The 13,326-nt window shown below is 69.5% G+C and carries 17 protein-coding genes; 15 read left to right on the top strand and 2 right to left on the bottom strand.

The window, feature by feature from the left end:
• Positions 1-64 precede the first annotated feature (64 nt).
• From murJ to A4W93_RS18245, 11 genes are all read left to right on the top strand, one after another.
• Positions 65-1,624, top strand: a complete 1,560-nt coding sequence (gene murJ / locus A4W93_RS18295) for a murein biosynthesis integral membrane protein MurJ (protein WP_085751969.1) — start codon at positions 65-67, stop codon at positions 1,622-1,624.
• A gap of 46 nt (positions 1,625-1,670) precedes the next feature.
• Complete coding sequence (locus tag A4W93_RS18290) at positions 1,671-2,540, top strand: SirB1 family protein (protein WP_085751968.1); 870 nt, start codon at positions 1,671-1,673, stop codon at positions 2,538-2,540.
• Between the two features lie 119 nt (positions 2,541-2,659).
• On the top strand, positions 2,660-3,328 hold the full coding sequence (gene hda, locus A4W93_RS18285; RefSeq protein WP_085751967.1) for a DnaA regulatory inactivator Hda: 669 nt from the start codon (positions 2,660-2,662) through the stop codon (positions 3,326-3,328).
• Positions 3,325-3,999, top strand: coding sequence for a histidinol-phosphatase (locus A4W93_RS18280; protein WP_085751966.1), 675 nt, complete (start codon positions 3,325-3,327; stop codon positions 3,997-3,999). Before hda ends, A4W93_RS18280 begins: the two co-directional genes overlap by 4 nt.
• Positions 3,996-5,540, top strand: a complete 1,545-nt coding sequence (gene pcnB / locus A4W93_RS18275; protein ID WP_085751965.1) for a polynucleotide adenylyltransferase PcnB — start codon at positions 3,996-3,998, stop codon at positions 5,538-5,540. Before A4W93_RS18280 ends, pcnB begins: the two co-directional genes overlap by 4 nt.
• A 43-nt stretch (positions 5,541-5,583) precedes the next feature.
• The gene (locus A4W93_RS18270; protein ID WP_085751964.1) at positions 5,584-6,768 is read left to right on the top strand and encodes a serine hydrolase domain-containing protein; all 1,185 of its coding nucleotides are present in this window, start codon (positions 5,584-5,586) and stop codon (positions 6,766-6,768) included.
• A gap of 9 nt (positions 6,769-6,777) precedes the next feature.
• A complete protein-coding gene (gene folK / locus A4W93_RS18265) occupies positions 6,778-7,260 on the top strand; it encodes a 2-amino-4-hydroxy-6-hydroxymethyldihydropteridine diphosphokinase (RefSeq protein WP_085751963.1) in 483 nt (160 codons plus the stop codon).
• A complete protein-coding gene (locus A4W93_RS18260; protein WP_085751962.1) occupies positions 7,257-7,607 on the top strand; it encodes a DMT family protein in 351 nt (116 codons plus the stop codon). Before folK ends, A4W93_RS18260 begins: the two co-directional genes overlap by 4 nt.
• Positions 7,608-7,626: 19 nt before the next feature.
• Positions 7,627-8,277 (top strand): deoxynucleoside kinase, encoded by a 651-nt coding sequence (locus A4W93_RS18255; RefSeq protein ID WP_085751961.1) that lies wholly within the window; start codon positions 7,627-7,629, stop codon positions 8,275-8,277.
• Positions 8,278-8,393: 116 nt separating this feature from the next.
• Positions 8,394-9,041 carry a DUF47 domain-containing protein gene (locus A4W93_RS18250; RefSeq protein ID WP_085751960.1) on the top strand — a complete coding sequence of 216 codons (648 nt, stop codon included), beginning with the start codon at positions 8,394-8,396 and terminating at the stop codon, positions 9,039-9,041.
• Positions 9,042-9,063: 22 nt separating this feature from the next.
• Positions 9,064-10,077: an inorganic phosphate transporter gene (locus A4W93_RS18245; protein WP_085751959.1), complete on the top strand. Its 1,014-nt coding sequence runs from the start codon at positions 9,064-9,066 to the stop codon at positions 10,075-10,077.
• Here the strand turns inward: A4W93_RS18245 and A4W93_RS18240 are convergent.
• Positions 10,047-10,508: an NINE protein gene (locus A4W93_RS18240; protein ID WP_085751958.1), complete on the bottom strand. Its 462-nt coding sequence runs from the start codon at positions 10,506-10,508 to the stop codon at positions 10,047-10,049. The two genes, A4W93_RS18245 and A4W93_RS18240, sit on opposite strands and share 31 nt — an antisense overlap.
• A complete protein-coding gene (locus A4W93_RS18235; protein ID WP_237357570.1) occupies positions 10,505-11,053 on the bottom strand; it encodes a GNAT family N-acetyltransferase in 549 nt (182 codons plus the stop codon). The genes A4W93_RS18240 and A4W93_RS18235 overlap by 4 nt, the downstream gene beginning before the upstream one ends.
• Positions 11,054-11,234: 181 nt before the next feature.
• On the opposite strand from A4W93_RS18235, the gene rpsP reads away from it, so the two are divergent.
• The 4 genes from rpsP to rplS all read left to right on the top strand — a co-directional run bounded on the left by rpsP (position 11,235) and on the right by rplS (position 13,321).
• Positions 11,235-11,483 carry a 30S ribosomal protein S16 gene (gene rpsP / locus A4W93_RS18230; RefSeq protein WP_085751957.1) on the top strand — a complete coding sequence of 83 codons (249 nt, stop codon included), beginning with the start codon at positions 11,235-11,237 and terminating at the stop codon, positions 11,481-11,483.
• Between the two features lie 23 nt (positions 11,484-11,506).
• Entirely contained in the window at positions 11,507-12,106 is a 600-nt protein-coding gene (gene rimM / locus A4W93_RS18225; protein ID WP_085754227.1) for a ribosome maturation factor RimM, read from the top strand.
• A 10-nt stretch (positions 12,107-12,116) separates the two neighbouring features.
• Positions 12,117-12,869 (top strand): tRNA (guanosine(37)-N1)-methyltransferase TrmD, encoded by a 753-nt coding sequence (gene trmD / locus A4W93_RS18220; RefSeq protein WP_085751956.1) that lies wholly within the window; start codon positions 12,117-12,119, stop codon positions 12,867-12,869.
• A gap of 98 nt (positions 12,870-12,967) precedes the next feature.
• Positions 12,968-13,321: a 50S ribosomal protein L19 gene (gene rplS / locus A4W93_RS18215; protein WP_085751955.1), complete on the top strand. Its 354-nt coding sequence runs from the start codon at positions 12,968-12,970 to the stop codon at positions 13,319-13,321.
• Positions 13,322-13,326: the final 5 nt, after the last annotated feature.

Here is a 13,326-nt window from a genome sequence, read left to right as displayed (position 1 = left end):
TGCAATATCACGCGGGCTTCGGCTCCCTATAATTCGCCCCTTTTCCGGGCCCAAGAACATCCCCATGAACCTGCTCCGGGCCGCGTCCACCGTCTCCCTGCTCACCCTCTGCTCCCGGGTCACGGGCCTCGCCAGCCAGCTGATGATCGCGTCGATGTTCGGCGCGGGCGCCTGGACGGACGCGTACAACGCCGCCTTCCGCATCCCCAACATGCTGCGCCGCCTCTTCGGCGAAGGGGCTTTCGCGCAGGCCTTCGTGCCCATCCTCGGGCAGACGCGCGTCACCGAGGGCGACGAGACCACCCGCCGCCTGATCGACGCGGTGGCCACCATCCTCGCGTGGGCCCTGTTCCTGACCTGCGTGGTGGGCATCCTCGCGGCCCCGGCCGTCGTGTGGCTGCTGGCCTCCGGCCTCGAGAAGTTCGACGACGCGGTGCTGATGACCCGCCTGATGTTTCCGTACATCGGCTTCATCTCCCTCGTGGCGCTGGCCGCGGGCATCCTCAACACCTGGAAGCACTTCGCGGTGCCGGCGGCCGCGCCCGTGTTGCTCAACCTCTCGCTGATCGCCTGCGCGTGGGGGCTCGCCCCCGTGTTCGCGCGCTGGGGCGTCCAGCCCATCTACTCGCTGGCCGTCGGGGTGATGCTCGGCGGCGTGCTGCAGCTCGCGGTGCAGGTGCCCGCGCTCGTGGCCATCGGGCAACTGCCCCGCATCGGCCTCGGTCCGGCCGCGATCCGCGCGGCCTGGAACCACCCGGGCGTGCACAAGGTGCTGCGCCAGATGGCCCCGGCGCTGATCGGGGTGTCGGTGGCGCAGCTCTCGCTCTTCATCAACACGCAGCTCGCGTCGCACCTGGGCGTGGGGGCGATCTCGTGGCTCGGGTATGCCGACCGCCTGATGGAGTTCCCGACGGCGTTGCTGGGCGTGGCGCTGGGTGTCGTGCTGATCCCGCAACTCTCGAGCGCCCAGGGACGGGGCGACACCGCGTCGTACTCGGCCCTGCTCGACTGGGGTCTTCGCCTCGTGGTGATGCTCGCACTGCCGTGCGCGGTGGCGCTGCTGGTGTTTCCCGAGGCCCTGGTCGCCGTGCTGTTCCACCGGGGAGCCTTCACCGCGGCCGACGTCGCCCAGACCGTGCGGGCGCTGCAGGGCTACGGCGTGGGGCTGATGGGGCTCATCGCGATCAAGATCCTCGCCCCCGGCTTCTATGCCCGCCAGGACATCCGCACCCCGGTGCGCATCGCCGTGGCCGTGCTGGTGCTGACCCAGGTGCTCAACGCGGTCTTCTGGTTCTTCGTGCCGTCGCTGCAGCACGCGGGTCTTGCGCTGTCCATCGGCCTCGGGGCCCTCGTGAACGCCGCGTGGCTGTTCATCGGCCTGCGCCGCAGCGGGGCCTACGTGCCCGCGGCGGGGTGGGGCGGCTTCGGCCTGAAGGTGGTGGTGGCCACCGGGCTCCTGACCGGGCTGCTCGCCTGGGGTGCCCACCACGTCGACTGGGTGGGCCTGCCGGGCTGGACCCGCGTCGGCTGGCTCGTGCTGCTGCTCGGGGGCTCCGCCGTGCTGTACTTCGGCAGCCTGCTCGCGATGGGGCTGAACCTGAAACAGTTCGTCCGCAGGGGCTGAGTCCCGCCGGCCGGCGAGGGGCCGCGACTGGATTTAGACTGTGCCCATGTCCCATCGACTGAGTCTCGAGCCGCCCACGGCCCTGGAGTATTTTTCCGCGCTGGTGGCCGACGACGCCTCGCTGTCGCTGCTGGAAGCCGCCGCCAGCCTCTGCCAGGACGAACACCCCGACATCGACCTGCAGGCCTTGCTCGGCGAGGTCGACACCCTGGCCGACCAGCTCCGCCGCCGCGTCCCGGCCGACGCCGTGCCGCTGCAGCGCCTGCGCCGCCTGAACCGCTACTTCTTCCAGGAGCTGGGGTTCGCCGGCAACGTCAACGACTACTACGACCCGGGCAACAGCCTGCTGAGCACGGTGCTGCGCACCCGCCGGGGCATTCCGATCACGCTCGCCGTGCTCTACATCGAACTCGCCAACGAGATCGGCCTGAACGCCTGCGGCGTGTCCTTCCCCGGGCACTTCCTCGTGAAGCTGCACATGCCCGAGGGCGAGGTGGTGATCGACCCGTTCAGCGGGCAGTCGCTCTCCCGCGAGCAGCTCGATGAGCTGCTGGTGCCGTACCGCCGCAGCCACGGGCTCGAGGGCGACTTCGAGATGCCGCTCGGCCTGTTCCTGCAGGCGGCCGAGCCGCGCGACGTGCTGGCCCGCATGCTGCGCAACCTGAAGGAGATCCACCGCAGCGCCGGCGACTGGGCGCGGCTGGTGGCCGTGCTCGATCGCCTGGTGGTGCTGCTGCCCCAGAACTGGGAGGAGCGCCGCGACCGCGGCCTGGCCCACGCCGAGCTGGGCAACCGCGAGGCCGCCCGCAAGGACCTGGGCGCCTACCTGCTCCACGCCCGGGAGGCGGTGGACCGCGCCGCGATCAGCGTCCGGCTGAGCGAACTGGGCCCGGAGGGGCCCGATCGGTTGCATTGAGGGGCGGCCCCGGGGCGCTCCCTTTAGAATTCGGTCCGGACCCGCCCGACAATGGGTCCCCCGGGAAGATGCCCACGCGGCCGCCCGCGGAGAACAACCGAACCCCTTTTTCACCCCGGATGCGCCAACTCCCGCTCGACATCGCCACCGAGCCCGCACGGTCCTTCGACAGTTTCGTGGCGGGGGCGAACGCCCACGCCGTCGCCCATCTGCGCCAGGTCATGCACCAGTCCGCGCCGGTGTTCCTCTGGGGCCCGTCCGGCGTCGGCAAGACCCACCTGCTTCACGCCACCGCCAACCTCGTGCAGCAGCAGGGCGGCCGGGTGGTCTGGTTCGACGCCCACCAGCCGGTGCCCTGGCACGTGGAAGACGCCGGCCAGCTCGTGGTGCTCGACAACTGCGACCAGTTCGACGATGCCCACCAGCACGCCGCCTTCGCGCTGTTCATCGAGGCCACCACGCACGGCGTGCCCGTGCTGGGCGCCGCGCCCATGCCCCCGGTGGACCTGCCCGTGCGCGACGACCTGCGCACCCGCCTCGGCTGGGGCCACGTGTTCGCGATCCAGCCGCTGTCCGAGCCCGAGGCCCGGGCCGCGCTGCGCCGCGAGGCCGACCGCCGCGGCCTGTTCCTGTCCGACGACGTGATGGACTACCTGCTGACCCATTTCGCCCGCGACCTCAAGCACCTGATGGCGCTGCTGGACCGGCTCGACGAGTTCGCGCTGGTGCACAAGCGGGCCATCACCGTTCCACTGCTCAAGCAAATGCTGACCGAAGAGGGTCCATGACGAAGAATCTCTGCCTGTTCGACCTCGACCACACGCTGCTGCCGCTCGACTCCGACCACACCTGGGGCGAGTTCGTGATCCGGCAGGGCTGGGTGGACGCCGAGTCGTACCGGGCCGGCAACAACGCCTTCTACGCGAAGTACCAGGCCGGCACCCTCGACATCCACGAGTACATCGCGTACTGCACCGCGCCGTGGCGCGACCGCTCCGCCGCAGAGCTGGCCGCGGCCCACGACCGTTTCATGAACGAGGACATCCTCCCCGCCATCCACCCCGTCGCGGTGGACCTCGTGCGCAAGCACCAGGCGCAGGGGGACCTCGTCGCGCTCGTCACGGCCACCAACGAGTTCGTCACCGGCCCGATCGCGAAGGCCTTCGGCATCGACCACCTGCTCGCGGTGAACCTCGAACGCGACGCGTCGGGCAAGGTCACCGGCCGCATCGCGGGCACGCCGTCGTTCCGCGAGGGCAAGGTCACGCGCACCGCCGAGTGGCTGACCGGCATGGGGCTGTCGTACGAAAGCTTCGGCCGCATCCACATGTACAGCGACTCGGCCAACGACCTGCCCCTGATGGAGCAGGCCACCGACCCGGTCGCCACCAACCCGGCGCCGTCGCTCGAGACCATCGCGCGCGAACGCGGCTGGCCCATCCTCAAGTTGTTCCCATGATCAAGAAACTCATCGACAAGCTGCTCGGCAAGCCCGCCGCGACGGCCCGCAAGTCCGCCCAGGGCAAGCGGGTCGAGGTGCCGGCGAGCGAACACGCCATCGACCTCGGGCTCGTGGACGACAACGCGATCCGGGTGGTCAAGACCCTGTCCGACGCCGGCTACGAGGCCTACATCGTGGGCGGCGCGGTGCGCGACCTGCTGGTGGGCCTGCGGCCGAAGGACTTCGACGTGGCCACGAACGCCACGCCCGAGCAGGTCAAGGGCCTGTTCCGGCGCGCGTTCATCATCGGCCGGCGCTTCCGCATCGTGCACGTGGTGTACGGCCGCGGCCGCGAGCACGAGGTGATCGAGGTCTCCACGTTCCGCGCGGTGATGGACGCTTCCGCGGCCGAGCAGGTCTCGGGCAACGAGAAGACGTCGAAGAGCGAGCTCGCGGGCAAGACCCACGTGGTGGACGCCGCCGGCCGCGTGCTGCGCGACAACGTGTGGGGCCCGCAGATCGAGGACGCCGCGCGCCGCGACTTCACCGTCAACGCGATGTACTACGACCCGCAGCGCCAGATCGTCGTCGACTACCACGGTGGCATCAAGGACGCGAAGAAGAAGGTGCTGCGCATGATCGGCGACCCGGCCACGCGCTACCGCGAGGACCCGGTGCGCATCATCCGCGTGGTGCGTTTCGCCGCGAAGCTCGGCTTCACCATCGAGGCGAAGACGAAGGCGCCCATCCGCGAGATGGCCTCGCTGCTGCACAGCGTGCCCGCGTCGCGCACCTTCGACGAGATGATCAAGCTGCTGCAGACGGGCCACGCGCTCGCCAGCATCGAGGAGCTGAAGAAGCAGGGCCTGGCCGGTGGCGGGCAGGGCTTCTTCCCGATCCTCGATCTCGTGATCGAGAACGGTGCGAAACACCCCGACCGCGCGAAGTTCGTGAACGCCGCGCTGGCCGACACCGACCGCCGCGTGGGCGAAGGCAAGCCCGTGGCGCCGAGCTTCATGCTCGCCTGCATGCTGTGGCACGACGTGCTCGACGGCTGGCAGCGCCTGAAGAAAAAGGGCGAAGCTCCGTTCCCGGCGCTCACGCAGGCGGTGGACGCGGTGTTCGATGCCCGCATCGGCGACATCTCGGGCCGCGGCAAGCTCGGCGCCGACATGCGCGAGATCTGGCTGATGCAGCCGCGCTTCGAGCGCCGCACCGGCAACGGCCCGCTGACCCTCGTCGAGCAGACGCGCTTCCGCGCCGGCTTCGACTTCCTGCGGCTGCGCGCCGACGCCGGCGAGATCGACCCGGCCCTCGCCACGTGGTGGGAGGAGTTCTCGATGGCCGACCCCGAGGACCGGCCGCACATGATCCAGGACGTGCGCAAGACCGAACGCCGCGCGCCGCGCCAGGCCTCGGCGCCGGCGCCCGCCGCCGCGGAGGACGACGAGGACGACCTGCCGCCTGCCGAGGGCAGCAGCGACGCCCCGCGCAAGCGCCGTCGCCGCCGCCGCAAGCCGGCGGGCCCGGGTTCCAGTTCGGGCACCGAAGCGTCCTGACCTTTCCAGAACAACAGAACGACCACCCGGGGACACGACCGACATGACCAGCCTCCTTGCCGCCGCGCCGCCGGAATCGTTGGGGCTCAGCCCCGAGCGGCTCGCCCGCCTCGACGCCGCCCTCGAGGCCGAGATCGAGCGGCAGAAGCTGCCGGGGGCCGTCGCGATGATCGCCCGCCGCGGCAAGGTCGCCCACTTCAAGGCCTACGGCCGGCTCGACCCGCGGCAGGACGTGCCGATGCCGAAGGACGCCATCTTCCGCATCTACTCGATGACGAAGCCGGTCGTCTCGGTGGCCGTGATGATGCTGGTCGAGGAGGGGCGCCTGCTGCTGTCGCAGCCGGTGTCGATGTACCTGCCGGAGTTCGCGTCGCCGCAGGTGCTGGTCGAGAACGAAGGGCAGCTCGAGACGGCTCCCGCCGGCCGCGCCATCACGGTGCACGACCTGCTGCGCCACACGGCCGGCTTCACCTACCAGTTCATGGGCGCCACGCCGCTGCACCAGCGGTACGCGGCGGCCGGCCTGTTCGGCCGGGGCAAGACCAACGCCGACTTCACGCAGGCGCTGGCCGCGTTGCCGCTGCTGCGCCAGCCCGGCACCGCCTGGGCCTACAGCCACGCCACCGACGTGCTGGGCCGCCTCGTCGAGGTGGTCACGGGCCGCTCGCTCGGCGAGCACCTGCGCGAGGCCATCTTCGAGCCGCTCGGCATGACCGAGACGGCGTTCCACGTCGACGGCTCGAATCACCACCGCATCGCCGAGCCGTTCGCGAAGGACCCGGATTCGGGCGCGCCGGTCAGCGTGTTCGACGTGCGCTCGCCCAGCGCCCAGGAGATGGGGGGCGCGGGCCTCGCGTCCACGGCGGCCGACTACGCGCGGTTCATGGAGATGATGCTGTCGGGCGGCCAGCTCGGTGGCGTGCGCCTGCTGGGCCCGAAGACGGTGCGCCTGATGACGTCCGACCACCTGGGGGCGCTGCCCGTGAGCGGCGACCTGCTGCCCGTGGGCCATGGCTTCGGCCTCGGTTTCGCCGTGCGCCTGCAGGACGGCGTGGCGGCGGGAGCGGGCTCGGCCGGCCAGTACTTCTGGGCGGGCCTCGCGGGCACCTCGTTCTTCATCGACCCGAAGGAGCAGCTGCACGCGCAGCTGATGATCCAGCAGCCGGGTCGCCGTGACCACTATCGCCAGCTGTTCCGCGAGCTCGTGTACGCGGCCCTGGTCGACTGAGCCTCCGCGATGCCGGTGACCGCGTACGTGGGCCTCGGGGCCAACCTGGGTGACGCGGCCGCGGCGCTCGACGCGGCGGTGGCGGCCCTCGCCGCGCTGCCCGGCACGCGCCTCGCCGCCTGTTCGCCGCGGTACCGCACCGCGCCGGTGGACGCCACCGGCCCCGACTACCTCAACGCCGTCGCGGCCCTCGACACGGACCTCTCCGCCGAGGCGCTGCTGGCCGCGCTCCACGAGATCGAGCTGCACCACGGCCGCGAACGCCTGTACCGAAACGCCCCGCGCACGCTGGACCTCGACCTGCTGCTGCACGGCGACGCCCGCATCGACGGCCCGCAGCTCGTCGTGCCCCATCCCCGCCTGCACGAGCGCGCGTTCGTGCTGGTGCCGCTCGCCGACCTCGCGCCGGACCTCGTGGTGCCGGGTCGGGGGCGGGTCCGCGACTTGCTCGACACCGTGGCCGACCAACGCATCGAAAGGCTTTCCCCATGAGCGGCATCCCCGTCTCGCTCCAGACCGTCCTGCTGCTCGTCGCGTCGAACGTGTTCATGACGTTCGCGTGGTACGGCCACCTGAAGAACCTCGCCGACAAGCCCTGGTACACGGCCGCGCTCGTCAGCTGGGGCATCGCGCTGTTCGAATACCTGCTGCAGGTGCCGGCGAATCGCATCGGCCACGCGGGCGGCTTCTCGCTGGCCCAGCTCAAGATCACGCAGGAGGTGATCACGCTCGCCGTGTTCGTGCCGTTCGCGATGCTCTACATGGACCAGCCGTTCAAGCTCGACTTCCTGTGGGCCGGCCTGTGCATGGTGGGGGCGGTGTACTTCATCTTCCGCTGAACGTCACGAGGACCACGGGATGAGCCGCTTCCGCCACATCGCGATCGAAGGGGCCATCGGGGCGGGCAAGACCACGCTCGCGCGGCGGCTCGCCGCGCACCTGGGCGCCGAGCTGCTGCTCGAGCAGGCCGACGAGAACCCGTACCTCGACCGCTACTACCAGGACCCGGCCGGCTACGCGTTCCAGACCCAGGTGTTCTTCCTGTTCCAGCGGCTGCGCCAGGTCACCGCGCTGGCCCAGCCCGGCATCTTCACGCCGGTGGTCGTCAGCGACTTCATGTTCGAGAAGGACGCGCTGTTCGCGCGCCTGACCCTCGGCGACGAGGAGTTCCGGCTCTACCGCCAGATGTACGCCGAGGTGGAGCCGCGCGTGCCGCAGCCCGACCTCGTCGTCTGGCTGCAGGCCCCCGTGGCCACGCTGATGGAGCGCATCCGCCGCCGGGGCATCCTGATGGAGCAGCGCATCGACGAGGTGTACCTGCAGCGCCTGATGGACGCCTATGCGGCCCGGTTCGAGACGTACGACCGGGCGCCGGTGCTCGCCGTCCAGACCGAACACTTCCACCCGGGCGGCGTGGACGCCGACTTCGCGGTGCTCGTGGACAAACTCGCCACGATGACCGGTCCGCGCGACTTTTTGGGGCCTCCGGCCTCGCCGCGCCTGACCTGAGCCTTCGCGCGCCCTTACACTCCACGCCTTGTCACTTTCGGTGACGGTTTCGTGAATCGTCGCGAAACGTGCAGCGAACCGCGTTCGCATCCCAGGATTTTTTGGAGACCTCACCCATGTTGTTCGGCAAGTTGCTGCCACGCGAAGGCAATTTCTTCGAGCTTTTCAACCAGCACGCCGCGTTCATCACCGAGGGTGCCCGCGCCTTCATGCTGATGATCGAGAACTACGGGAACCTCGAGCTGCGCGAGAAGTACGCCACCGAGGTGGTCAACGCCGAGCGGTCGGCCGACAAGGTCACCGCCGAGGTCAACCGCCTGCTGCACAAGACCTTCATCACGCCCATCGACCGCGAGCAGATCCACGGCCTGATCAATGCCATGGACGACATCGTCGACCTGCTGCAGGACGCCACCGAGACCATGCAGCTGTACGACGTGCGCAGCATGACCGAGGAGGTCATCCGCCTGGGCGAGCTGAGCGCCAAGTGCTGCGAGCGCGTGCAGCACGCCGTCTCGCTGCTGGCCCAGCTGAGCCGCACCGACGTGGCCGAGGCCGCCGTCAAGACCTGCGAGGAGATCGACAAGCTCGAGTCCGACGCGGACCGCGTGATGCGTTCGGCCATGTCGAAGCTCTTCCGCGAGGAGACCGACGTGCGCGAGCTCATCAAGCTCAAGGCGATCTACGAGCAGCTGGAATCCATCTCCGACCGTTGCGAGGACGTGGCGAACCTGATCGAGGGCGTTGTCCTCGAGAATTCCTGATCCCCGGGCGGAGTTTCGACGAATGGATTCGGTCCCGGTTCATTTCTGGGTGGTCGTGCTGCTGGTCGGCCTGGCCGTCATCTTCGACTTCATGAACGGCTTCCACGACGCGGCGAATTCCATCGCCACCGTCGTGTCCACCGGGGTGCTCAAGCCCCAGCAGGCCGTGGCGTTCGCGGCGTTCTTCAACGTCGTCGCCATCCTGGTGTTCCACCTCAACGTGGCGGCCACGGTGGGCAAGGGCATCGTGCAGCCGGGCGTGGTCGACCACCACGTGGTGTTCGGCGCGCTGATCGGCGCCATCACCTGGAACGTGATCACGTGGCTCTACGGCATCCCGTCGAGCTCGTCGCACGCGCTGATCGGCGGCATCTGCGGTGCGGTGATCGCGAAGTCGGGCATCGGTGCGCTGGATGGCGCCGGCGTGCTGAAGGTCGTGGCCTTCATCTTCGTGTCGCCCGTGCTCGGCTTCGTGCTCGGTTCGCTGCTGATGGTGGCCGTCGCGTGGATCTGCCGGCGCACGTCGCCGCTGCGGGTCGACAACTGGTTCCGCCGCCTGCAGCTGATCTCGGCTGGCATGTACAGCCTGGGCCACGGCGGCAACGACGCGCAGAAGACCATCGGCATCATCTGGATGCTGCTGATCGCCACCGGGTACTCGGCCGCCGGCGACTCGCTGCCGCCCACCTGGGTGATCTGGATCTGCTACCTGGCCATCGGCCTCGGCACGCTGTTCGGCGGCTGGCGCATCGTGAAGACGATGGGCCAGAAGATCACGAAGCTCAAGCCCGTGGGCGGCTTCTGCGCCGAGGCGGGCGGGGCGCTGACGCTCTTCTTCGCCACGGCGCTGGGCGTGCCGGTGTCCACCACCCACACCATCACCGGCGCCATCGTGGGCGTGGGCTCGGTGCGCCGTGCCTCGGCCGTGCGCTGGGGCGTGGCCGGCAACATCGTGTGGGCCTGGATCTTCACGATCCCGGCCTCCGCGTTCGTCGCCGGGATCTTCTACTGGCTGAGCCTCTCGCTGTTCGCCTGAGGCTCGGACGACTCCGCGTCGTACTCGAAGTAGCGCTGGGCGCTGAACGCGATGGCCGACATCAGGATGCCGGCCCCGACGAGCAGCGACAGCACGATCCCGAACACCGTGAGCCAGCCGGCGTGGTGTTCGGGGCCCGCCGGGTTGAAGCGGGCGTTCCATTTGTCGTCGGGCATCAGGCCGTAGACCAGCGCGGCGAGCGCCCCGGCCGACAGCGAAAAGCCCAGCACCGGCAGCAGCAGCCAGGCGCCGTGGTGGTCCTGGCCCTGCGTCAGGTGTAGGCGCAGGCCCTGCAGCCCCACGAGCGTGACCACGGCCCACACCCAGCCCCACGCGTCCTTGAACCCGTACAGGTAGAAGCGGTGCAGGCCGAAGCCGCCGCCCAGGAAGGCCAGCCAGGTGGCGAGGGTCTTCGATTTGTAGCCGGTCATGCGGCGGTCCTGTCCCGAGCCGGGGTTTCCGCGCCTTCGCCGAGGGCGAGCTGCATGATCACCACGTCGCGCCAGGCATCGAACTTCCAGCCCGCGGCCTTCATCACGCCGGTGTGCTCGAAGCCCAGGCGGCGATGCACGCCGATGGAGCCGGCATTGGCGGAGTCGCCGATCACGGCGAGCATCTGGCGGGCGCCGAGCACCGTGCACTGGTCGATCAGCTCGCGCAGCAGCCGGGTGCCCAGGCCCTGTTTCGCGGCTTCCGGGGCGAGGTAGATCGAGTCCTCGAGGCAGAACCGGTAGGCGCCGCGGGGGCGGAAGTGGTTCGCGTAGGCGAAACCCAGCACCAGGCCGTCCTGCTCGGCCACCAGCCAGGGCAGGCCCTTGGCCACGATCGCCTCGCGGCGGCTGGCCATCTCGGCCGCGTCGGGGGCTTCGGTCTCGAAAGTGCCCGTGCCGTTGAGCACGTGCCAGCCGTAGATTCGGGCCAGGGAAGGGGCGTCGGCGGCCGTGCTGGCCCGGATCGATGCAATTTCGGAGGTCATGAGGATGCTCTTGGGGAAACCATGAGTTTATAATCGTGGGTTTCGGTGCTGGTCGGGCGGAAGCCCGGCGTATCTACGGACCCGAATTCACCGGTGAAGGTTGGACCTTCGCCAATTTTTGATCTGCTCGCCCTGAGTGTCTCCTGGTGCGGTGGATGATTTCAGAACCTTAGGAAACATCATGGTCGTGATCCGACTCGCACGTGGCGGCGCCAAGAAGCGTCCGTTCTTCAACATCGTCGTTGCCGACTCGCGCACCCGCCGCGACGGCCGTTTCATCGAGCGCGTGGGCTTCTACAACCCCGTCGCCTCCGGTGCCGAGCAGCCCCTGCGCGTTGCCTTCGACCGCCTCGAGTACTGGACCGGCACCGGCGCCCAGATGTCGCCCACGGTCGCCCGCCTCGTGGCGCAAGCCAAGGCCGCGGCCTGAAGTTGAACCCGGCCGTGCCTGACGTGTCTTCGGTTGCCGGGGCGAACGTCCCCGCCTGGCCGGAGGACGCGGTCGAGGTCGGCCGTGTGCTCGACGCCTGGGGCATCAAGGGCTGGATCAAGGTCCAGTGCTTTGCCGATGATCCCCAGGCGCTGCTGGACGCCACCCGCTGGCACGTCCAGCCGCCCGACGACGGCCCGCTGAAGCGGCCCGTCGCATCGGCAGCGGCGGCAACGCCCCGCCACCTCGCCATCGTCTCGTCCCGCAAGCACGGCGACGTGATCGTGGCCCAGGTGCGTGGTGTCGACGACCGCAACGGCGCCGAAGCCCTGCGCGGCCTGCGCATCTTCCTCGCCCGTGGTGCCTTCCCGAAACCCCGCGCCGGCGAGTACTACTGGGTCGACCTGATCGGCCTGTCGGTGGTCAACCGCGACGGCGTGCCCATGGGCACCGTCACCGGCCTGATCGACACCGGCCCGCACAGCGTGCTGCGCCTGGCCAAACCCGAATCCGAAGCCAACCCCGATGGCGACGAGCGCCTGATCCCGTTCGTCGGCGCCTACGTCGACGACGTGAACATGGCCGACCGCGTCATCACGGTCGACTGGGGCCTCGACTTTTGAGCGAGTGACGATGCGTTTCGACATCGTCACGCTGTTCCCCGACCTCTTCACCCCGCACCTGACGCTGGGCGTGACGCGCCGCGCGTACGAGTCGAAGCAGGTCGACGTGCACCTGTGGCCGCTGCGCGAGTTCGCCGACGACAACTACCGCCGCGTCGACGACCGCCCCTATGGCGGCGGCCCCGGCATGGTGATGCTCGTCGAGCCGCTGGAGCGCTGCCTCGCGGCCGTGCGCGCCGCCCGCCCCGAGGGCGCGCCTGTCGTGCACTTCACCCCCACCGGCCGCCGCATCGACCAGGCCGTCATGCGCGAGTTCTCGGCCGGCCCGGGGGCGATCCTGCTGTGCGGCCGCTACGAGGGCATCGACCAGCGCTTCATCGACCGCCACGTCGACCTGGAGCTGAGCCTGGGCGATTTCGTCCTGTCCGGCGGGGAACTGCCCGCGATGGCGCTGCTCGACGGCGTGGCCCGCCTGCAGCCCGGCGTGCTGGGCGATGCCCAGTCCCACGAGCAGGACAGCTTCGAGGATGGCCTGCTCGACTGCCCCCACTACAGCCGCCCCGAAGTGCTCGACACCCCCGAGGGCCCGGCCCCCGTGCCGCCGGTGCTGATGTCGGGTCACCACGCCGAGATCGCCAAGTGGCGGCGCGAGCGTTCGCTCGAGCTGACGGCCCGCCGCCGGCCCGATCTGCTGGAATCCGCACGCCGGGAAGGGCGCTTGTCGAAAGCAGACGAGCGATTCCTGGCAAAACTCGGGCTATAATCAGCGGCTTTTCGATCCTCTGCCAGGTCGCGGCCGGTCGCCTTCGTGCACCACCGCACCCTTTTCAACCGACGCTGGCACGATCATTAGGAGAAAAGATGGACCTGATCCAAACCCTCGAGCAAGAAGAAATTGCTCGCCTCAACAAGACCATTCCCGAGTTCGCCCCTGGCGACACGGTGATCGTCAGCGTCAACGTGGTCGAAGGCACGCGCAAGCGCGTCCAGGCCTACGAAGGTGTCGTGATCGCCAAGCGCAACCGCGGCCTGAACTCCAGCTTCATCGTCCGCAAGATCTCGAGCGGCGAAGGCGTGGAGCGCACGTTCCAGCTGTACAGCCCCCTGATCTCGAGCATCGAGATCAAGCGCCGCGGCGATGTCCGTCGTGCCAAGCTGTACTACCTCCGCCAGCGTTCGGGCAAGTCGGCGCGCATCAAGGAAAAGCTGGCCTGAGGCCG

Source organism: Piscinibacter gummiphilus (assembly GCF_002116905.1).
In the GTDB taxonomy this organism is placed as follows: domain Bacteria; phylum Pseudomonadota; class Gammaproteobacteria; order Burkholderiales; family Burkholderiaceae_C; genus Rhizobacter; species Rhizobacter gummiphilus.
The sequence above is the reverse complement of the archived record's forward strand: the minus strand, read 5'-3'. Positions and strand labels throughout refer to the sequence as shown.